At 52.0% G+C, this 15,432-nt stretch carries 14 protein-coding genes; 7 read left to right on the top strand and 7 right to left on the bottom strand.

The window, feature by feature from the left end:
* Positions 1 to 3: 3 nt before the first annotated feature.
* The 7 genes from AACZ19_RS03180 (at position 4) to AACZ19_RS03150 (ending at position 9,067) form a co-directional block, all read left to right on the top strand.
* Positions 4 to 549 carry a TRAP transporter small permease gene (locus AACZ19_RS03180; protein ID WP_339631055.1) on the top strand — a complete coding sequence of 182 codons (546 nt, stop codon included), beginning with the start codon at positions 4 to 6 and terminating at the stop codon, positions 547 to 549.
* Complete coding sequence (locus tag AACZ19_RS03175; RefSeq protein ID WP_339631053.1) at positions 546 to 1,829, top strand: TRAP transporter large permease; 1,284 nt, start codon at positions 546 to 548, stop codon at positions 1,827 to 1,829. Before AACZ19_RS03180 ends, AACZ19_RS03175 begins: the two co-directional genes overlap by 4 nt.
* A gap of 10 nt (positions 1,830 to 1,839) precedes the next feature.
* Positions 1,840 to 2,817 carry an SMP-30/gluconolactonase/LRE family protein gene (locus AACZ19_RS03170; protein ID WP_339631051.1) on the top strand — a complete coding sequence of 326 codons (978 nt, stop codon included), beginning with the start codon at positions 1,840 to 1,842 and terminating at the stop codon, positions 2,815 to 2,817.
* Positions 2,810 to 3,838, top strand: a complete 1,029-nt coding sequence (locus AACZ19_RS03165) for a Gfo/Idh/MocA family oxidoreductase (RefSeq protein WP_339631049.1) — start codon at positions 2,810 to 2,812, stop codon at positions 3,836 to 3,838. The genes AACZ19_RS03170 and AACZ19_RS03165 overlap by 8 nt, the downstream gene beginning before the upstream one ends.
* A gap of 68 nt (positions 3,839 to 3,906) precedes the next feature.
* Positions 3,907 to 4,602, top strand: coding sequence for a GntR family transcriptional regulator (locus AACZ19_RS03160; protein ID WP_339631047.1), 696 nt, complete (start codon positions 3,907 to 3,909; stop codon positions 4,600 to 4,602).
* A gap of 46 nt (positions 4,603 to 4,648) precedes the next feature.
* Positions 4,649 to 7,414 carry a phosphoenolpyruvate carboxylase gene (gene ppc / locus AACZ19_RS03155; RefSeq protein WP_339631045.1) on the top strand — a complete coding sequence of 922 codons (2,766 nt, stop codon included), beginning with the start codon at positions 4,649 to 4,651 and terminating at the stop codon, positions 7,412 to 7,414.
* Positions 7,415 to 7,660: 246 nt separating this feature from the next.
* A complete protein-coding gene (locus AACZ19_RS03150) occupies positions 7,661 to 9,067 on the top strand; it encodes a CoA transferase (protein WP_339631043.1) in 1,407 nt (468 codons plus the stop codon).
* Between the two features lie 56 nt (positions 9,068 to 9,123).
* On the opposite strand, the gene AACZ19_RS03145 is transcribed toward AACZ19_RS03150, so the two are convergent.
* From AACZ19_RS03145 to AACZ19_RS03115, 7 genes are read right to left on the bottom strand one after another with little or no spacing between them, the layout of a single operon-like run.
* Entirely contained in the window at positions 9,124 to 10,017 is an 894-nt protein-coding gene (locus AACZ19_RS03145) for a CoA ester lyase (RefSeq protein ID WP_339631041.1), read from the bottom strand.
* Positions 10,014 to 10,466, bottom strand: coding sequence for a MaoC family dehydratase (locus AACZ19_RS03140; protein WP_339631039.1), 453 nt, complete (start codon positions 10,464 to 10,466; stop codon positions 10,014 to 10,016). Before AACZ19_RS03140 ends, AACZ19_RS03145 begins: the two co-directional genes overlap by 4 nt.
* Before the next feature lie 33 nt (positions 10,467 to 10,499).
* Positions 10,500 to 11,705, bottom strand: a complete 1,206-nt coding sequence (locus tag AACZ19_RS03135; RefSeq protein WP_339631038.1) for a CoA transferase — start codon at positions 11,703 to 11,705, stop codon at positions 10,500 to 10,502.
* A 19-nt stretch (positions 11,706 to 11,724) separates the two neighbouring features.
* Complete coding sequence (locus tag AACZ19_RS03130; RefSeq protein WP_339631037.1) at positions 11,725 to 12,120, bottom strand: Zn-ribbon domain-containing OB-fold protein; 396 nt, start codon at positions 12,118 to 12,120, stop codon at positions 11,725 to 11,727.
* On the bottom strand, positions 12,117 to 13,289 hold the full coding sequence (locus tag AACZ19_RS03125; protein WP_339631035.1) for a thiolase domain-containing protein: 1,173 nt from the start codon (positions 13,287 to 13,289) through the stop codon (positions 12,117 to 12,119). Before AACZ19_RS03125 ends, AACZ19_RS03130 begins: the two co-directional genes overlap by 4 nt.
* Before the next feature lie 44 nt (positions 13,290 to 13,333).
* A complete protein-coding gene (locus AACZ19_RS03120) occupies positions 13,334 to 14,500 on the bottom strand; it encodes an acyl-CoA dehydrogenase family protein (protein WP_339631033.1) in 1,167 nt (388 codons plus the stop codon).
* Between the two features lie 58 nt (positions 14,501 to 14,558).
* Positions 14,559 to 15,398 carry an IclR family transcriptional regulator gene (locus AACZ19_RS03115; protein ID WP_339631031.1) on the bottom strand — a complete coding sequence of 280 codons (840 nt, stop codon included), beginning with the start codon at positions 15,396 to 15,398 and terminating at the stop codon, positions 14,559 to 14,561.
* Between the last annotated feature and the right edge of the window lie 34 nt (positions 15,399 to 15,432).

Genomic DNA, 15,432 nt, shown 5'->3' with positions numbered 1-15,432 from the left:
TCGATGGACTACCGCAATCGCTATCCCGCTTTCATAAAAATGTTAAGCCGCTTGATTGATCTGTTTCTGGTGTGTGGGGGCTTCTGTGTCCTGACATTAATCTTCGCCAATGCGGTGCTGCGGGGAGCCGCGGGCTTCGATCTTGCCTGGTCTCTGGAAGTAACCGCGTTTTTATTGCTCTGGTTGACGTTTTTAGGATGTGCAGCAGCGGCGGCCCGAGGCGCACATATGCGCGTAACCGAAGTCGTCTCCTATCTTGTTCCAGACAGGCTGAAACCGGTTCTGGAGTTCATTATAAGCATTACGATTGCCGTTTTGTTGATTTCGCTAATATTTCAGGGCTTTCAGATTTCTCAACACACATGGGCACAGAAAACGACCGTTCTGTACTGGCCTGTCGGACTTTTATATGCCTCCCTTCCTGTCGGCATGGCCCTGACATTCATCTTTCATCTGGCGAACACGATTTTTGACGTTCGGGATGGTTTCAACCCACCCGGAGATCCTTTCCGGAAATCTGATGATCCGGCATGGAAGGATTTCGAATGATTTTGCTTTTTATCTGCGCCGTATTTCTCTTCACCATAATGATCGGTGTCCCGCTTGTCTGGGCAATATTGATAACGGCAATTCTTCCCATATTCGTGTTTGATTTAGGGTATCCCCTGCAAGCCGTTTACCTGAACCTGATTGGGGGCGTGGAGCCCAATCACTTTATCGCAATTCCCCTGTTTATTGTTGCCGGCGAACTGATGGGACGCGGAGGTGTGGGTCAGCGTATCATCAATTTTGCAAAAGCCGCGTTCGGGTTTCTTCCCGGCGGGCTGGGCTGCGTGGTCGTTGGTGCCTCTATGTTGTTTGGTGGTATCTCCGGCTCAGCCATCGCCGACTCGGCGGCAATCGGATCGGTCATGATCCCCAATATGGCAAAGCAGGGCTATTCGAAGGGATTTGCCGGTGGTCTGGTCGCCGCGGCGGGAACCATTGGTATCATTATTCCTCCCTCTATTCCCATGTTGATCTATGGATTTGTCGGCAATGTCTCTGTCGCCGATCTGTTCCTTGCCGGGGTCGTGCCCGGCCTTATCTTCGGTTTCCTCTTCATGGCCGTCTGTTATTACGTCGGTAAAAAGACGAAATGCGATCCCGGCGGCGCGACATCAACTCCTAAAGAACTATGGAATGCGTTTGTCGCGTCGGCGCCCGCGCTCTTTATGCCCGTCCTTATACTGGGTGGTATATTTGGCGGAATTGTAACGCCAACTGAGGCGGCAGCGGTTGCCGTGGTGTACGGCTTCTTTGTTACTGTGATCATATATCGCGATTTTAAGCTGAGCCAGCTTCCCGCGCTGTTTGTCGATTCATTCGTGACAAGCGCGATTGTCATGGTGGTGATCGGGGCGACCAGTGTGCTGGGATGGTTGATTACCCTGGAGCAGCTTCCCCAGATTCTTGTTGGGTTTGTCCAGAGTGTCTCTTCGGATCAGATCACCTTCTTGCTATTGGTGAATTTGGTGATGCTCATCCTCGGGCTCGTTCTGGATCCCGTTCCGGCGATCCTGTTGACGGCACCGCTCTTTATTCCCACAGCAATGACTTTCGGCGTTGATCCCGTTCATCTGGGGGTTATCATGACATGTAATGTTGCTGTTGGCTTGTTCACACCGCCGGTCGGGGCAACTTTGTATGTTGCGTCCCGAATTGCCAATGTAGGGGTTCTTACAATCGCCCGTGCGATGGCGCCGCTTTATCTGGCCGCATTGACGGCGCTGCTGCTGGTGACGTATTTCCCGGCAATTTCCATGACATTGGTCCATCTTTTCAGATAAGAAGAACGTCATGATTAGCTTAAATGAAATAGGACGTGTCGGCAGTGGATTGAACCGCCCGGAATGCGTACTGACCACCGCAAATGGCCGGATTTATACGGCCGATTGGCGCGGCGGTGTTGCCGTCACAGAAAGAGATGGATCAAGCTGGTGCCTGCTTTCAGATGAACCGGGTCTTGACATCCGCCCCAACGGGATTTGTCTGATGCCCGACCGGGGCTTCCTGATTGCTCATCTTGGCGATACGGACGGAGGGATTTATCATATAGCCGAAGACGGGCATACAACAGCATTTTGTACTGAGGTTGACGGTGTTTCTCTACCACCCAGCAATTACGTGCATTTGGACCAAAAAGGCAGAATATGGGTGACTGTCAGTACCCGCCATATCCCGCGGTCATTGGGATATAGCCGGTCGGTGAGGGACGGCTTTGTTGTGTTGATTGACGATGGTCTGGCGCGCATAGTTGCAGATCACCTTGGTTACACAAATGAATGCCTGGTACATCCTGACGGTACCAGATTGTTTGTAAATGAAACCTTTGCCCGTCAATTGGTCAGCTTTGATATTGCCGAAAATGGTGATCTGTTCAACAAGACCGTTGTTATGGAATTTGGTCATGGAACTTATCCGGACGGCATGACATTCGATGAAATAGGTGGGATCTGGATCACGTCTATTGTGAGCAACCGTGTTATCCGTATTGCGCCTGATGGCAAGAGTGAGGTCTTTCTGGAAGATTGTCATCACGAGCATCTTGACTGGGTGGAAGAGGCCTTTCAGACCGGGCAGATGGGGCGACCGCATCTTGACATTGCCCGAAGCCAAAAACTTAAAAATATTTCAAGTCTGGCCTTTGGGGGTCCAGATTTGTCGACAGGATATTTGGGATGCCTGCTCGATGATTGTATCTATACGTTCGAGTCACCGGTTAAAGGGTACGCGCCGGTTCACTGGAATTTTGAGGGGCCGCGACGCCATGGATAAAATTAAAGTTGCTGCCGTCGGAACGGGGTACTTCAGTCGATTTCAATATTCCGCCTGGGATCGAATTCCGGAAGTACACCTCGTCGGGATATGTAATCGCACGCGATCTACAGCGGAGGAGCTGGCTGACCAATATCGCATCAACACTGTCTATACGGACTTTCGGCAGATGCTGGAAATGGAGAAACCGGATCTGGTCGATATCATAACGCCGCCGGTGACCCATGTGGATTATGTGACAACGGCCGTAGAGCTTGGTATTCCTGCCATATGCCAGAAACCGTTTACGTCTTCTGTCTCCGACGCACGAAAACTTGTTGCCATTATTGAGGACAAGGGCGGTAAAGTTATTGTGCATGAGAATTTCCGTTTCCAGCCCTGGTATCGAAAGATCAGGGAAATACTGGATGAGGGATGGTTCGGACAGCTTTATGAGATTTCATTCGCATTGCGGCCCGGAGATGGCCAGGGAACAGCCGCCTATATGGATCGACAGCCGTATTTTCAGGAAATGGAACGCTTTTTGGTGCATGAAACAGCGGTTCATCTGATAGATGTGTTCCGATATTTATTTGGGGAAATCGGAGCTGTCTACGCCGATCTGCGCAGAGTGAATCCGGTCATCAAAGGAGAGGATGCCGGATTTCTTCTTTTCGATTTTCTAAACGGCGCCAAAGGCCTGTTTGATGGCAATCGCCTGAGTGACCATTGTGCGGATAACCGTCGACTGACCATGGGCGAGATGCGGATAGAAGGAGAAAGGGGCACTCTGACTCTGGACGGAAATGGCGGGTTGCGCTGGCGGGAGCATAGCCAGAATGAGTTCAAGGTGATTTCCTACGATTGGATTGACCGTGATTTTGGAGGAGATTGCGTGTATTCATTGCAGCGGCATGTGGTCGATCATCTTCTTTATGGAAAAGAGCTGATGAACACAGCTAAAGAATATCTTGCAAATGTGGAAATTGCAGAAGCATCTTATGTTTCAAATGAAAAAGCTGTCAAAATAACTCTGCGATGAGCAACCTTCGGGTTACTATTGCGAGATCCGGTGAGACAGATAATAGATAGTTGGGAGTGGTAACGATTGTGGCTGTGAAAGAAATGAAAGGTACAAGCAAGTCGCCCAAGATATCTATTGCAGAGCAAGCCTATGCGGAACTTAAACGCCTGATTCTGGAAAACGAACTTCCGGCTGGACACCAGTTGATGGAGGGTGAAATCGCAGAGTTGCTTGATATAAGCAGAACGCCTGCGCGTGAAGCCATGATGAAACTGGAAGCAGAAGGGCTGGTGGAAATCCGTCCTCGTCATGGAATGAAAGTGAAGCCGATTTCCGTGTCTGACATGCGGGAAATTTATGCCTTGCTGACGGGCCTGGAATCTACCGCCGCATGGCAGGCCGCGTCGCTGGACCATGATGATGCTGAAATCCAAAAGTTGCGGGACAGTGTTGAGAAGATGGACAAGGCGCTGAAGGCGCAGGATTTACAAGGTTGGGCCGACGCCGACGAATCTTTTCATCGTCAACTGGTTGCCATGAGCGGTAATAAACGATTGATAGAGCTTGTAGATCGATTTATCGATCAATCTCACAGAGTACGTATGCTCACGCTCAGTTTTAGGCCTCCGCCTCTGCAGTCGAACGAAGACCATGCCAACGTCGTTGACGCGATTTTGAAAAAACAGCCGGACGAAGCGCGCAGACTTCACCGAATTCACCGTGAAAATGCCGGGAGGTTATTGGTGGAGCTTTTGGAAAAGCATGGCCTTACTCAGCTGTAACCAAGCTATGGTCAAGTATTGAAAAGAAGGACTGATTGTAGGACCAATGAAAACTGACGCCGAAGAACAAGTGGCAGAAAAAGACGCGCCTTTACAGGATGATATCCGGTTGTTAGGGCGCCTGCTTGGCGATACAATTCTGGAGCAGGAAGGAGAGGCCATTTTTGGTCTGGTTGAGGCCATCCGGCGTTCGTCCATACAGTTTCAGCAGGGTAATTCCGTTGCAGACCGCGAAGAACTTGAGAGCATCCTCAATAAGCTTTCGACGGAGCAGGCGGTTTTGGTCCTCCGTGCTTATAGTTATTTTCTTCAGCTTGCGAATATCGCCGAAGATCAGCACCATCTCCGGCGAAACCGTTTTCATGAAATCGCTGGCTCACTCCCGCGCCCGGGGACCATGTCCCACGCGTTGACAAAGGCAAAGCATGAAGGCGTGACGGCAGAGCAGCTCGACCATTTCTTTAAAACAGCTCTAGTCAGTCCTGTCCTGACGGCGCATCCGACGGAAGTCCGGCGCAAGAGCACAATGCGGCGGGAAATGTCGATCGCAGAATTGCTGGAAAAACGGGAGCGCGTCGATTGGACAAATAAGGAAACTGACCTGATCGACAAAGCCCTTCGCAGGGAGGTTCTGACGATCTGGCAAACCGATATTCTGCGCCGGACAAAATTACAGATTTCGGACGAAATACAAAATGGCTTGTCTTACTATGACCAGACTTTTTTCGCCGAACTTCCAAGATTTTATGCCGACCTGGAAGAGGAGTTAGAGCAGCAAGAGCTGAACCCGAAACCTGTTGAAATTCCTTCGTTTTTACGGATGGGCAGCTGGGTTGGCGGTGATCGGGACGGGAATCCGTTTGTAACGGCGGATGTGCTTCGCCAGACGCTTCGGCGGCAGAATGCATATGCGCTTAATTTCTATCTCGAGGAAACGCATCAGCTTGGAAGCGAATTGTCGATTTCAACGAATATCGTTGAAATGTCACCAGACTTACTGGCGCTTGCCGACAAATCGCCTGATCATTCGCCGCACCGGCAAGGGGAACCCTATCGGCGGGCGATATCGGGTATTTATGCGCGACTTGTCGCAACTCTGACAGAATTTGGATCGGCTGCACCTGCACGTCCACCACTCGGGCTTGCGCACGCCTATGCAAATGCGGATGAATATCTGGCCGATCTCGATGTCATACATGCCTCGCTCATGGAACATGAATCGCAATTGATTGCCGAGGGTAGACTCAAGCGGCTACGGCGGGCTGTCCGTTGTTTCGGTTTTCATTTGGCGACGTTGGATTTGCGGCAGAACTCGGATGTGCATGCTCGCTCAATCGCCGAGCTGTTGAGTGCGGTCGATCAGGATATCCAGTATGAAAATTTGGCGGAAGCGGAGCGGGTGGCGCTTCTCACCTCCGAATTACGTTCTGGCCGGCCTTTGCTCAGGCCCTACTGGACCTATTCGGACGAAACGTCGTCCGAGATAGAAATCCTGAAGCTGGTGACTATGGCGCACCAACAATATGGCGAAGATGCCATAATGACGGCTATTATCTCGAATACGCAAAGCGTCTCGGACCTTCTGGAACTCGCGGTGCTTCTCAAACAAGTCGGGCTTGTCTCTCCCGAAGGTCAAAGCAAGATCAACATAGTTCCCCTGTTTGAAACGATTGAGGACCTACGCAACTGCATTGGGATTATGGATGAGTTGCTTTCGATTCCGGAATATCGACGATTAGTCGATACGCGCGGCGGCGTACAGGAAGTGATGCTGGGCTATTCCGACAGTAACAAGGATGGTGGGTTCGTCACATCGGGATGGGAACTTTATAAAGCAGAAACGGCCCTTATTGAGCTCTTCGAGCGACACGGCGTTGGATTGCGCCTGTTTCATGGCAGGGGGGGGACAGTCGGGCGCGGCGGGGGGCCGAGCTATGAGGCCGTTCTCGCTCAGCCAAAGGGAGCGGTGCAGGGGCAGATCCGGGTTACGGAACAGGGAGAGACCATCTCCTTCAAATATTCGAAGCCGGAGCTCGGTCGCCGTAATCTCGAAAGCCTGGCGGCGGCGACGTTTGAGGCGTCGCTACTTGGCGACGACCGGAAGCCCATTCCGCCGCATTACATTGAAACGATGGACGCCTTGTCGGAAGAGGCTTTCAAGGCCTATCGAAATCTGGTCTATGAGACGGAGGGTTTCGAAGATTACTTCTGGGACTCGACGGTTATCAATGAAATTGCCACCCTGAATATTGGCTCGCGTCCGGCGTCGCGCAAAAAAACGCGTCGGGTGCAGGATCTGAGGGCAATTCCCTGGGTGTTCAGCTGGGCACAATGCCGGTTGATGCTACCGGGCTGGTACGGGTTTGGAACATCCGTCAAGAACTGGCTTGAGACGCATCCAGATAAGGGCCTGACTATCTTGAGGGATATGTATGTAAATTGGCCTTTTTTTCATACGCAATTGTCGAACATGGACATGGTGCTGGCGAAAAGCAACATTGCGATAGCCTCAAGATATGCGGACCTCGTGCCGGACGTTAAGTTAAGAGAGGCCATCTTCGGACGGATAAAGGCCGAGTGGCAGAGTTCAATTGATGCTCTTCTCAGCATTGCCGATCACGATCAGCTATTGCAGGAAAATCCTTTGCTGGATCGGTCAATCCATAACCGTTATGCCTATCTGGATCCGTTAAACCATATTCAAGTGGAACTTCTGAAACTAAGTCGCAGCAATGCTGATAATCCAAGGCTGTTACGCGGTATCCATATCGCCATCAACGGGATAGCCGCTGGCTTACGCAACAGTGGATAAGGAGAGATTAAAGACGCGAAGGGCTGTTGTTTAAGTTGCCTTTGCAATGAAATTAGGCGTTGCCGGATGGTCAATTATGCGGCAATGCTTGCCATTGTGCGAAAAACACTAAAAAATACAAATTCGAGAGTGTCGTTTTCAATAAGTTTAAGGCATACCGGCTTTCGTCAATATATGAATTTTGCCGGTCGTTGGGTTGTTGTGGCGGCATCTTTTGTAAAATAAAAATATCTGGGGAACAGAAAGATGAATACCGCTTTTCAGGAATTGCTTGAAATTCGAAATCGTGCCGACATGCCGACGGTGAAGATAACCGGGAGTGATCCGGTATATTCCTCCCGGTTCAAGATCGCGGAAACGGGGGCAGCAGTGCTGGCTGCGACGGGTGTGGCGATTTCCGATATCTGGGAGATGAAAACCGGCCGACCTCAGGATGTTTCCGTTGATGTCCGTCATGCGGCGGCTGCCTTGAATAGCGTTGCCCACCTGATGCTTCGGCAACCGGACGGAGCCTACAAGGTATATGGAGACTCTCCGCTGGCCCAGATGGCCTATGATACGATCCGAGCCTATCCGACAAAGGACGGACGCTGGTTCATGCCGCATTTCGGAATGAAGCAGTTGAAAGAGCGAGTACTGGAGATTCTTGACTGCGAGCAAACACAGGAAAGCATCGCTAAAGCGGTTGCAAAATGGGACGCTGAGGATTTGGATCAAACTATTGCTGCCGCCAATGCGTGCGGCGGTATCGCCCGCACGGAGGAAGAGTGGCGCAACCATCCGCATGGCCGAGCGCTTGCGGCGCAGGCTGTGGTTGAGATAGAAAAGATCGGAGATAGCGCGCCTGAGCCGTTTCCAGAGGGTGGTCCGGCGCTTCAGGGGGTGCGGGTTCTCGATCTCACACGCATACTCGCCGGTCCTGTCGCGGCCCGCACGATGGCCGAGCACGGGGCAGATGTCCTGATGGTGAGTGCACCTCATGTGCCCCAAATCAAGAAATTCGTTCTTGAACTCTCCCACGGCAAGCGAAGCTGTTTCCTTGACCTCAACACATCGGAAGCAGCCGCCAGACTGAAAGATCTGGTGCGCGGAGCCGACGTCTTCTCGCAAGGCTATCGCCCCGGCGTTCTTGAGGCACGCGGGTTTGGTCCGGAGGAATTGGCGAGGGAACGCCCGGGTCTCGTCTATACGTCGATCAACTGTTATGGATCGGGTGGGCCGTTAAGTAATCGGGGAGGGTGGGAACAGATTGCCCAGACCGTGACCGGGATCAGCCAAGAAGTCGGCAATCCGCCCGAACTGCTGCCGGTCTATTTCTGTGATTACAGCACCGGCTATCTTGGCGCTTACGGCACGTTGCTGGCGCTGGCCCGTCGGGCGGTCGAGGGAGGCAGCTATCACGTCAGGGTATCGCTATGCCGATCGGCGATGTTCCTGCAGGATCAAGGGCGGATCGATTATCCAAGTGAGGGAATGGGTATTCCGGATGAGGAAGCGAGATCATTGCAGATGGACAGTGAGACAACCTACGGTCAGGTTCGCCACTTGGGTCCTGTCATCCGCTTTTCGGAAAGTACTCCCGGATGGTCCTGGCCGTCACCGGCCCTTGGCGCAGATAAGGCGGAATGGCTCCCCCGAGATATGGCAAGGTAATACCGCCGAGTAGGGGTTGAGGCAACTTGTTTTAAACTCAGAGGTTGCCTCAATTTTCAGATTCTTGCTTTCACCTGCTCCGCGAGCGCCATGACATTGCGTGCCTGTTTCAAATGCGGCATATCAAGCATCTTCCCATCAAGGCCTACAGTACCGAGCCCCGGATTCTGCTCAAAGACATCGATAACCTTCTGAGCACGGTCAATTTCTTCCGCCGATGGTGTGAAGGCCTCGTTGATGATTTCGGATTGTGCCGGGTGGATGGCAATTTTGCCAATGAAACCTGATTGCCGGTCGCGCAGGCAATCTTCCTTCAGCGCATCAAGCGCACGGTAATCAACGAAAACAACCCCGACCGGCTGGACATCAATAGCGCGTGCGGTTGCCAGGCAAAGGGATCTTGCGAGCAGGAAAGGATTGTCATAGTCTCCCGTTACCGGATTGCGGTTAGTGCTGGCGCCGAGTGCGGCGGCAAGATCCTCGCCGCCCCAGGTCATCGCAATCAATCGGTCGCTGATATTATCAAGATAGGTATGGAACGTCAGAAGAGATGCGGCTGTTTCTGTGGCAACGCAGTGTATTTTCGTAGAGCCCTGCTCAATACCTTCGCGAACCTCTAACACCGATAGATATTTATCGAGCGTATTTACCTCTTTCGCCGAATATACTTTCGGCAGAACGATGCCATCGGGCTTGCCCGGCATGACAGCCGTCAGATCAGGCAGAGATAGAGGATTATCAAGCGGATTTATGCGCACCCAAAGCTGCTGCCGGGAGCGATCCTGATTGACCTTCAAATACTCGCATACCATCTCTCTGGCAATTTCCTGTCGGTTGTCGGCAACTGAATCCTCAAGATCGAGAATGAGGGCGTCCGCAGGGTTATCAAGGCCCTTGCTGAGTTTTCGTTCGTTATCTCCCGGCACGAATAGCCATGAACGGATTATCATGACGGCTTCTTTTTCATGAGACCGGTCCGCACCACATAGGCAATCTCTTCATCGCGCTGGTTGAGGCCAATATGTTCAAAAACGACGAGGCCTGTCGTTGGCCGGGAGGCGCTCTCTCGCATTTCCTTTATGCGGGTAACCACGCGAATGGTGTCGCCATGAAAAACCGGATTTTTAAACCGGATATCCGTCATGCCGAGATTTCCAAGCGTTGTCCCCAGTGTGGTGTCGGCGACAGTTACGCCAATAACAAGGCCGAGGGTAAACAGGCTGTTGACAATCCGCTGGCCATACATTGTATCCTTGCTGTATTCCTCATCCAGATGAAGCGGTTGTGGATTATGGGTCATAGCGCAGAACATGACATTATCCATTTCCGTTACAGTTCTTCTCAGCGGATGGTCAAATTCCATTCCGGGTTTGAATTCTTCATAATAAAGACCTGACATAACTTTGACTTTCTCCTGTAGTTTATATGTTAGTTATTTTTTTGGGAGTGCGATGACATTCTTTTCCAGTAAGGATGCGATCTTCTCTTCGCTGTAACCTATTTCGGCCAACACCTCAGCGCTATGCTCTCCCAGCCTTGGTGCGGGCCGGGTTGGAGACGGCTGGGTTTCCGACCATTGACTTGGAACCGCCATATCCACCAACTTACCTTCGCTCGGATGATCGATTGTTTTAAAGAAATTCGTTGCCTTCAAATGCGGATCTTCCAGCAATGTGTCAGGCGTGTGCAATGGCATCGCCGGAATGTCGGCATCATCGAAGAGTTTTAACCATTCGGCCGTTGTACGGGTCAGCATCAAGGCGGATAGTTCCGCATAAATCTGTTTGATGTTCTCGGTCCGTGTGGTCATGCTTTTAAAGCGCGGATCGGCATCAAGTTCGGCTTCGCGTCCAAGGGCCTGATAGAAGGATCGCCAGTGCCGGTCCGTATAGACCATTACGCAGACATAGCTGTCTTTTGTCCTGTAGGGGCGTCGATCAGGGTTTAACATCCTGGCATAACCGATTGCGCCAATAGCCGGATCGAATGTGTGTCCCGCCATGTGATCCGCGAGGACAAAGCTTGCCATCATTTCAAACATGGGGAGATCAATTTTCTGACCCTTGCCGGTGCGGCACTGGTAATACAGGGCGGCGTTGATTTGCCCGACTGCCCATAAACCAACGCCCCGATCGACGATCGCTGTCGGGGCGTAAGTCGGCTCTGCGCCATCCGCCATGTGGGAGAGCCAGGGAATAGAAACCGCGCCCTGGATCAGGTCATCAAAGGCAGGCTTTTTCTCATAAGGCCCGCCTTGCCCATACCCGAACAGGCCCGCATATATTATGCGCGGGTTGACCTTTGCGATTGTCTCATATGAAAGGCCGAGGCGCGCCATAACCTGTGGTCGGCGATTATAGACCAGAATATCCGCATCTTTCAGGAGATCAAGCGCCGTAGCCAGGCCCTCGGGTTGCTTTAGGTCCAAAAGAATACTGCGTTTGCTGCGGTTACAATTCAGGTAAATAGCGCCCATTCCGGCGTTTCGAGACGGACCGATTCCCCGGATGGGATCGCCACCCGGAGCCTCGATCTTAATGACGTCTGCACCCATATCCCCCAAAATCTGAGTTGTGTAGGGCGCCATCAACATGTTGGACAGGTCGATAACCCTGACGCCATCAAGAGGCCTGGTCATAGGGAAGCTCCTTCAAGGCTCATTTGCAAAGCCGGAAAACCGGTAAAGACTGGTTGCCCTCGGTTTTACGAAAGGTGACCTCGACGGCCTTGCCAATTTTCACATCGTCAAAATCGCTTTCAACAATGTTCGTCATCATCGTGACCCCTTCATCGAGGGTCACATAAGCCATGACATACGGTATTTCCGACCGGCGCATGATTGAATAGCTGTATATCTTGCCTTTGCCGCTTGCCTCGTACCATTCGGTATCTGAACTGAAGCAGACCGGACAAATTGCGCGAGGATAAAAATGGGTCTCGCCGCAGGAGTTGCATTTTTTCATCAGCAGCTGGCCGTTTTTCGTGCCTTCCCAATAGCGCTCGGTTTCCATGTTGATGCCGGGTTCTTTATATGTTCGTTCTTGCTGGCTCATGCGTCGTTCCTCCCCAAAATTACGGTTCCTGCTCCTGTACGTGCTGAAATCTGGCCTCCTGTGCCGTGGGCGAGGGCGAGCTTGCAGTCCGGGACCTGGACTTTAGGATGAGCTTCGCCGCGCAGTTGCCTGACAGCCTCAATAACTTTCGTCATGCCGCCGCGGTTGCTTGGATGGTTGTTGCACAGTCCGCCGCCGTCCGTATTAAAGGGAAGTTTGCCAACGCCGGAGATCAGATTGCCATCGGACACAAATTTCCCGCCTTGGCCTTTTTCACAGAAGCCGAGGTCTTCTATGGTTTCCAGAACCGTTATCGTGAAACTGTCATATATGGAGGCATATTCAATATCAGTTGGTTTCAAATTCGCTTCGGTAAAGGCAATCGGACCGGATTTGGCCGCGCCCGTGTAAGTGAGATCAAACCGGCCACCGTTCAAATGCTTAACCGCTTCACCGTGGCCCAGAACCTTGACGCAGCGATCTCCGAGTGACTTTGCGATTTCCGGGCTGACAACAATAAGGGCGCCGCCGCCATCGCTGATAACGCAGCAGTCCAACCGGTGCAGTGGGTCGGAAATCATCGGAGAATTGACAACATCTTCCACAGTCACAACGTCGCGCAGCACGGCATGCTCGTTATACTGCGCGTGATGAGAGGCAGCGACTTTGATCCAGGCGAGCTGCTCACTGGTTGTTCCATACTCGTACATGTGCCGCATCGCCGCCATGCCGTACATATTAGTGATGACCGGCGCATAGGGAATCTCGAAGCCACGTTCCGGCAAATCATCGCCTCGGGCCCGTGCGGCGAGCGATGAAACCCCTTCCGCCCTGGGTCGTCCTGCAAGCGTGATCAATGCGACATTGCATTTCCCTGCGGCAATTGCTTCAACAGCATGACCGACATGTACGACATAGGAGGAGCCGCCGGTTTCCGTCGTATCGGTATAGGTTATGTTCAGACCCATATATTCGGCCATCGACATGCCGCCTAAACCCGGTGCCTCGCCATCACAGAAATATCCATCGACATCGTCTTTTGTCAGGCCCGCATCTTTCAACGCGCCAATAGCAACCTCGGCGTGGAGTTGGGGGATTGTTTTGTCTATGGCCTTGCGGGTGGGGTGTTCATAAATACCCGCGATATAGGCCTTGCTCGTTCGACTCATGGTTTAACCTCTATTTTTATTTTGTTGTGGGTCTCAATTTCTTTTTAATATGATTTTGGAAGATCCAGGGCATTTTCTGCGAGATAACTCAGGATTAGTTGCGGGCTGACCGGCGCAAGCCGATGTATCAGGCATTCACGCATGTACCTTTCGACATGAAATTCCTTGGCATATCCCATACCGCCATGGGTCATGACAGCGTTCGTACAGGATTTGAAGGCGGCTTCCGCTGCGAGATATTTTGCTGCATTGGCCTGCAGGCCGCATTCCTGGCCCGCATCGTACATATTCGCCGCCTGAAAGGCCATGAGGTTTGCCGCCTCGAGCTCCGCCCAGGATTCCGCCAATGGATGCTGGATAGACTGGTTCATTCCAATGGGCCGCCCGAAAACCACGCGATCACGGGCATATTTGCTTGCTTTCCAAAGTGCCGCGCGCCCAAGGCCGACCATGGAGGCCGCAATCAGAATTCTTTCTGCATTCAACCCATGTAGAAGATAGCGAAATCCCTTGCCCTCTTCACCGACCAGGTGATCTTTCGGAATACGCAGCCCATCGATAAATAACTGATTGGAGTCGACACATTTCCGGCCCATCTTGTCGATGGGGCGAATTTCGACATAGTCACGATCGAGATCTGTATAAAATAGAGAGAGTCCGTCTATGGGCCGCTCTGTCTCTTCTTCCCTTTTTGTTCGGGCGATGAGCAGCATCTTGTTCGCGCGAAGTGCCGTTGACGTCCAGATCTTCTCGCCCTTGACGACATAATCCTTACCATCCCACACAGCGCGGGTTTTCAGTCTTGTCGTATCGAGGCCGGTGTTCGGTTCTGTTACGGCAAAACAGGCAACATCCTCCCGTTTTATTATGGGCGGGAGCCATTTTTGTTTTTGTTCCTCTGTGCCGAAAACCACGACGGGATTAAGGCCGAAGATACCGATTATTAGGGCCGCAAATCCGGCATTGGCGGCGCCGGATTCCGTTATAGCCTGTGCCATGACTGCGGCATCGGTAATTCCCAATCCGCTGCCGCCGTATTTTTCCGGCATGGCAATTCCCATAAAGCCCTCATCGACAATTGCCTGGCAAAATTCCTCGGGAAATTTTCCATCCGTGTCTCTTTGCAGCCAATAATCATCTCCGAATGGTTTGCATATTCTTGAAACACTATCTTTGATTTGCTGTTGTTCGGCGGTAAGCGCGAAGCTCATGTCCTGTCCTTACTCTTTATTTTTTTAATTGCTTTGGTACGAAAGTATGATTACTTCTTTAGTTAGTTCTCCCCGGCCCTGGCAAAGACGCCTCAAGTGCAATGCCGCCAGTTACTTTGGTGCATTCTTCCGCCGCCCGGAGGACAAACTGTTCATTCTGAACGGCGTTTGCGCGCATGCGCTCAGATGGTCCCGCGATCGAAATCGCAGCTATGACGTCACCAGTATTTGAATAGATCGGTCCGGCTAGCCCGCTTGAGCCCTGAACCTGTTCATCCGACGTTCTGGCAATGCCTTCCCGGCGTATTTTTTTAATCTCCGCCATGATCTCGGCCTTGCCGGTAAGTGTAGTGTCCGTAAAGCGCTTGCGATGATGCGAACGCAGATAAGTCTCTAGCTGATCGGTCTCGAAAAATGCGAGAAGGAGCTTGCCGCCAACGGTACAATATAGTTCGCGGTTTTCACCAAGGGGAACGGAATAGCGTATGGAATTGGTGCTTTCCACTTTATCAAGATAGGTCACCATGTCACCTTCAGGGTTTAGTGCGGCGATCACAGCCGTCTCGCCGGTTTGGCTTGAAAGAGCCGAAAGAGTAGGGTGCACTAGTTTCAGAAATTCCCGCCCTGACACAGCCCGCATCGCGAGGGTGATAAATCGCGGGCCGAGATAATATCGACCGCTTTCGTCCCGTCTCAGGCATCCTTCTTCCGTTAATCCGGCCAGCAGCCCGACGAGGCTTGTTTTCGGCGCAGATGCCGACACAGCCAGTTGTGACAATGTTGCGCCGGCATCGGTAGAGGCGAGAAATTCCAGAATGGAAAGAATGCGTCCGACGGACTGCGGACCGCTACGCGACGCCGTTGTCTCAAGATTTCTATTTTGGCTTTCCGCCGTCATATTCTTCTTTTCCGTATGAGGAGCGAGCGCAGAT

Source organism: uncultured Sneathiella sp., assembly GCF_963973085.1.
GTDB lineage: Bacteria > Pseudomonadota > Alphaproteobacteria > Sneathiellales > Sneathiellaceae > Sneathiella.
The sequence above is the reverse complement of the archived record's forward strand: the minus strand, read 5'-3'. Positions and strand labels throughout refer to the sequence as shown.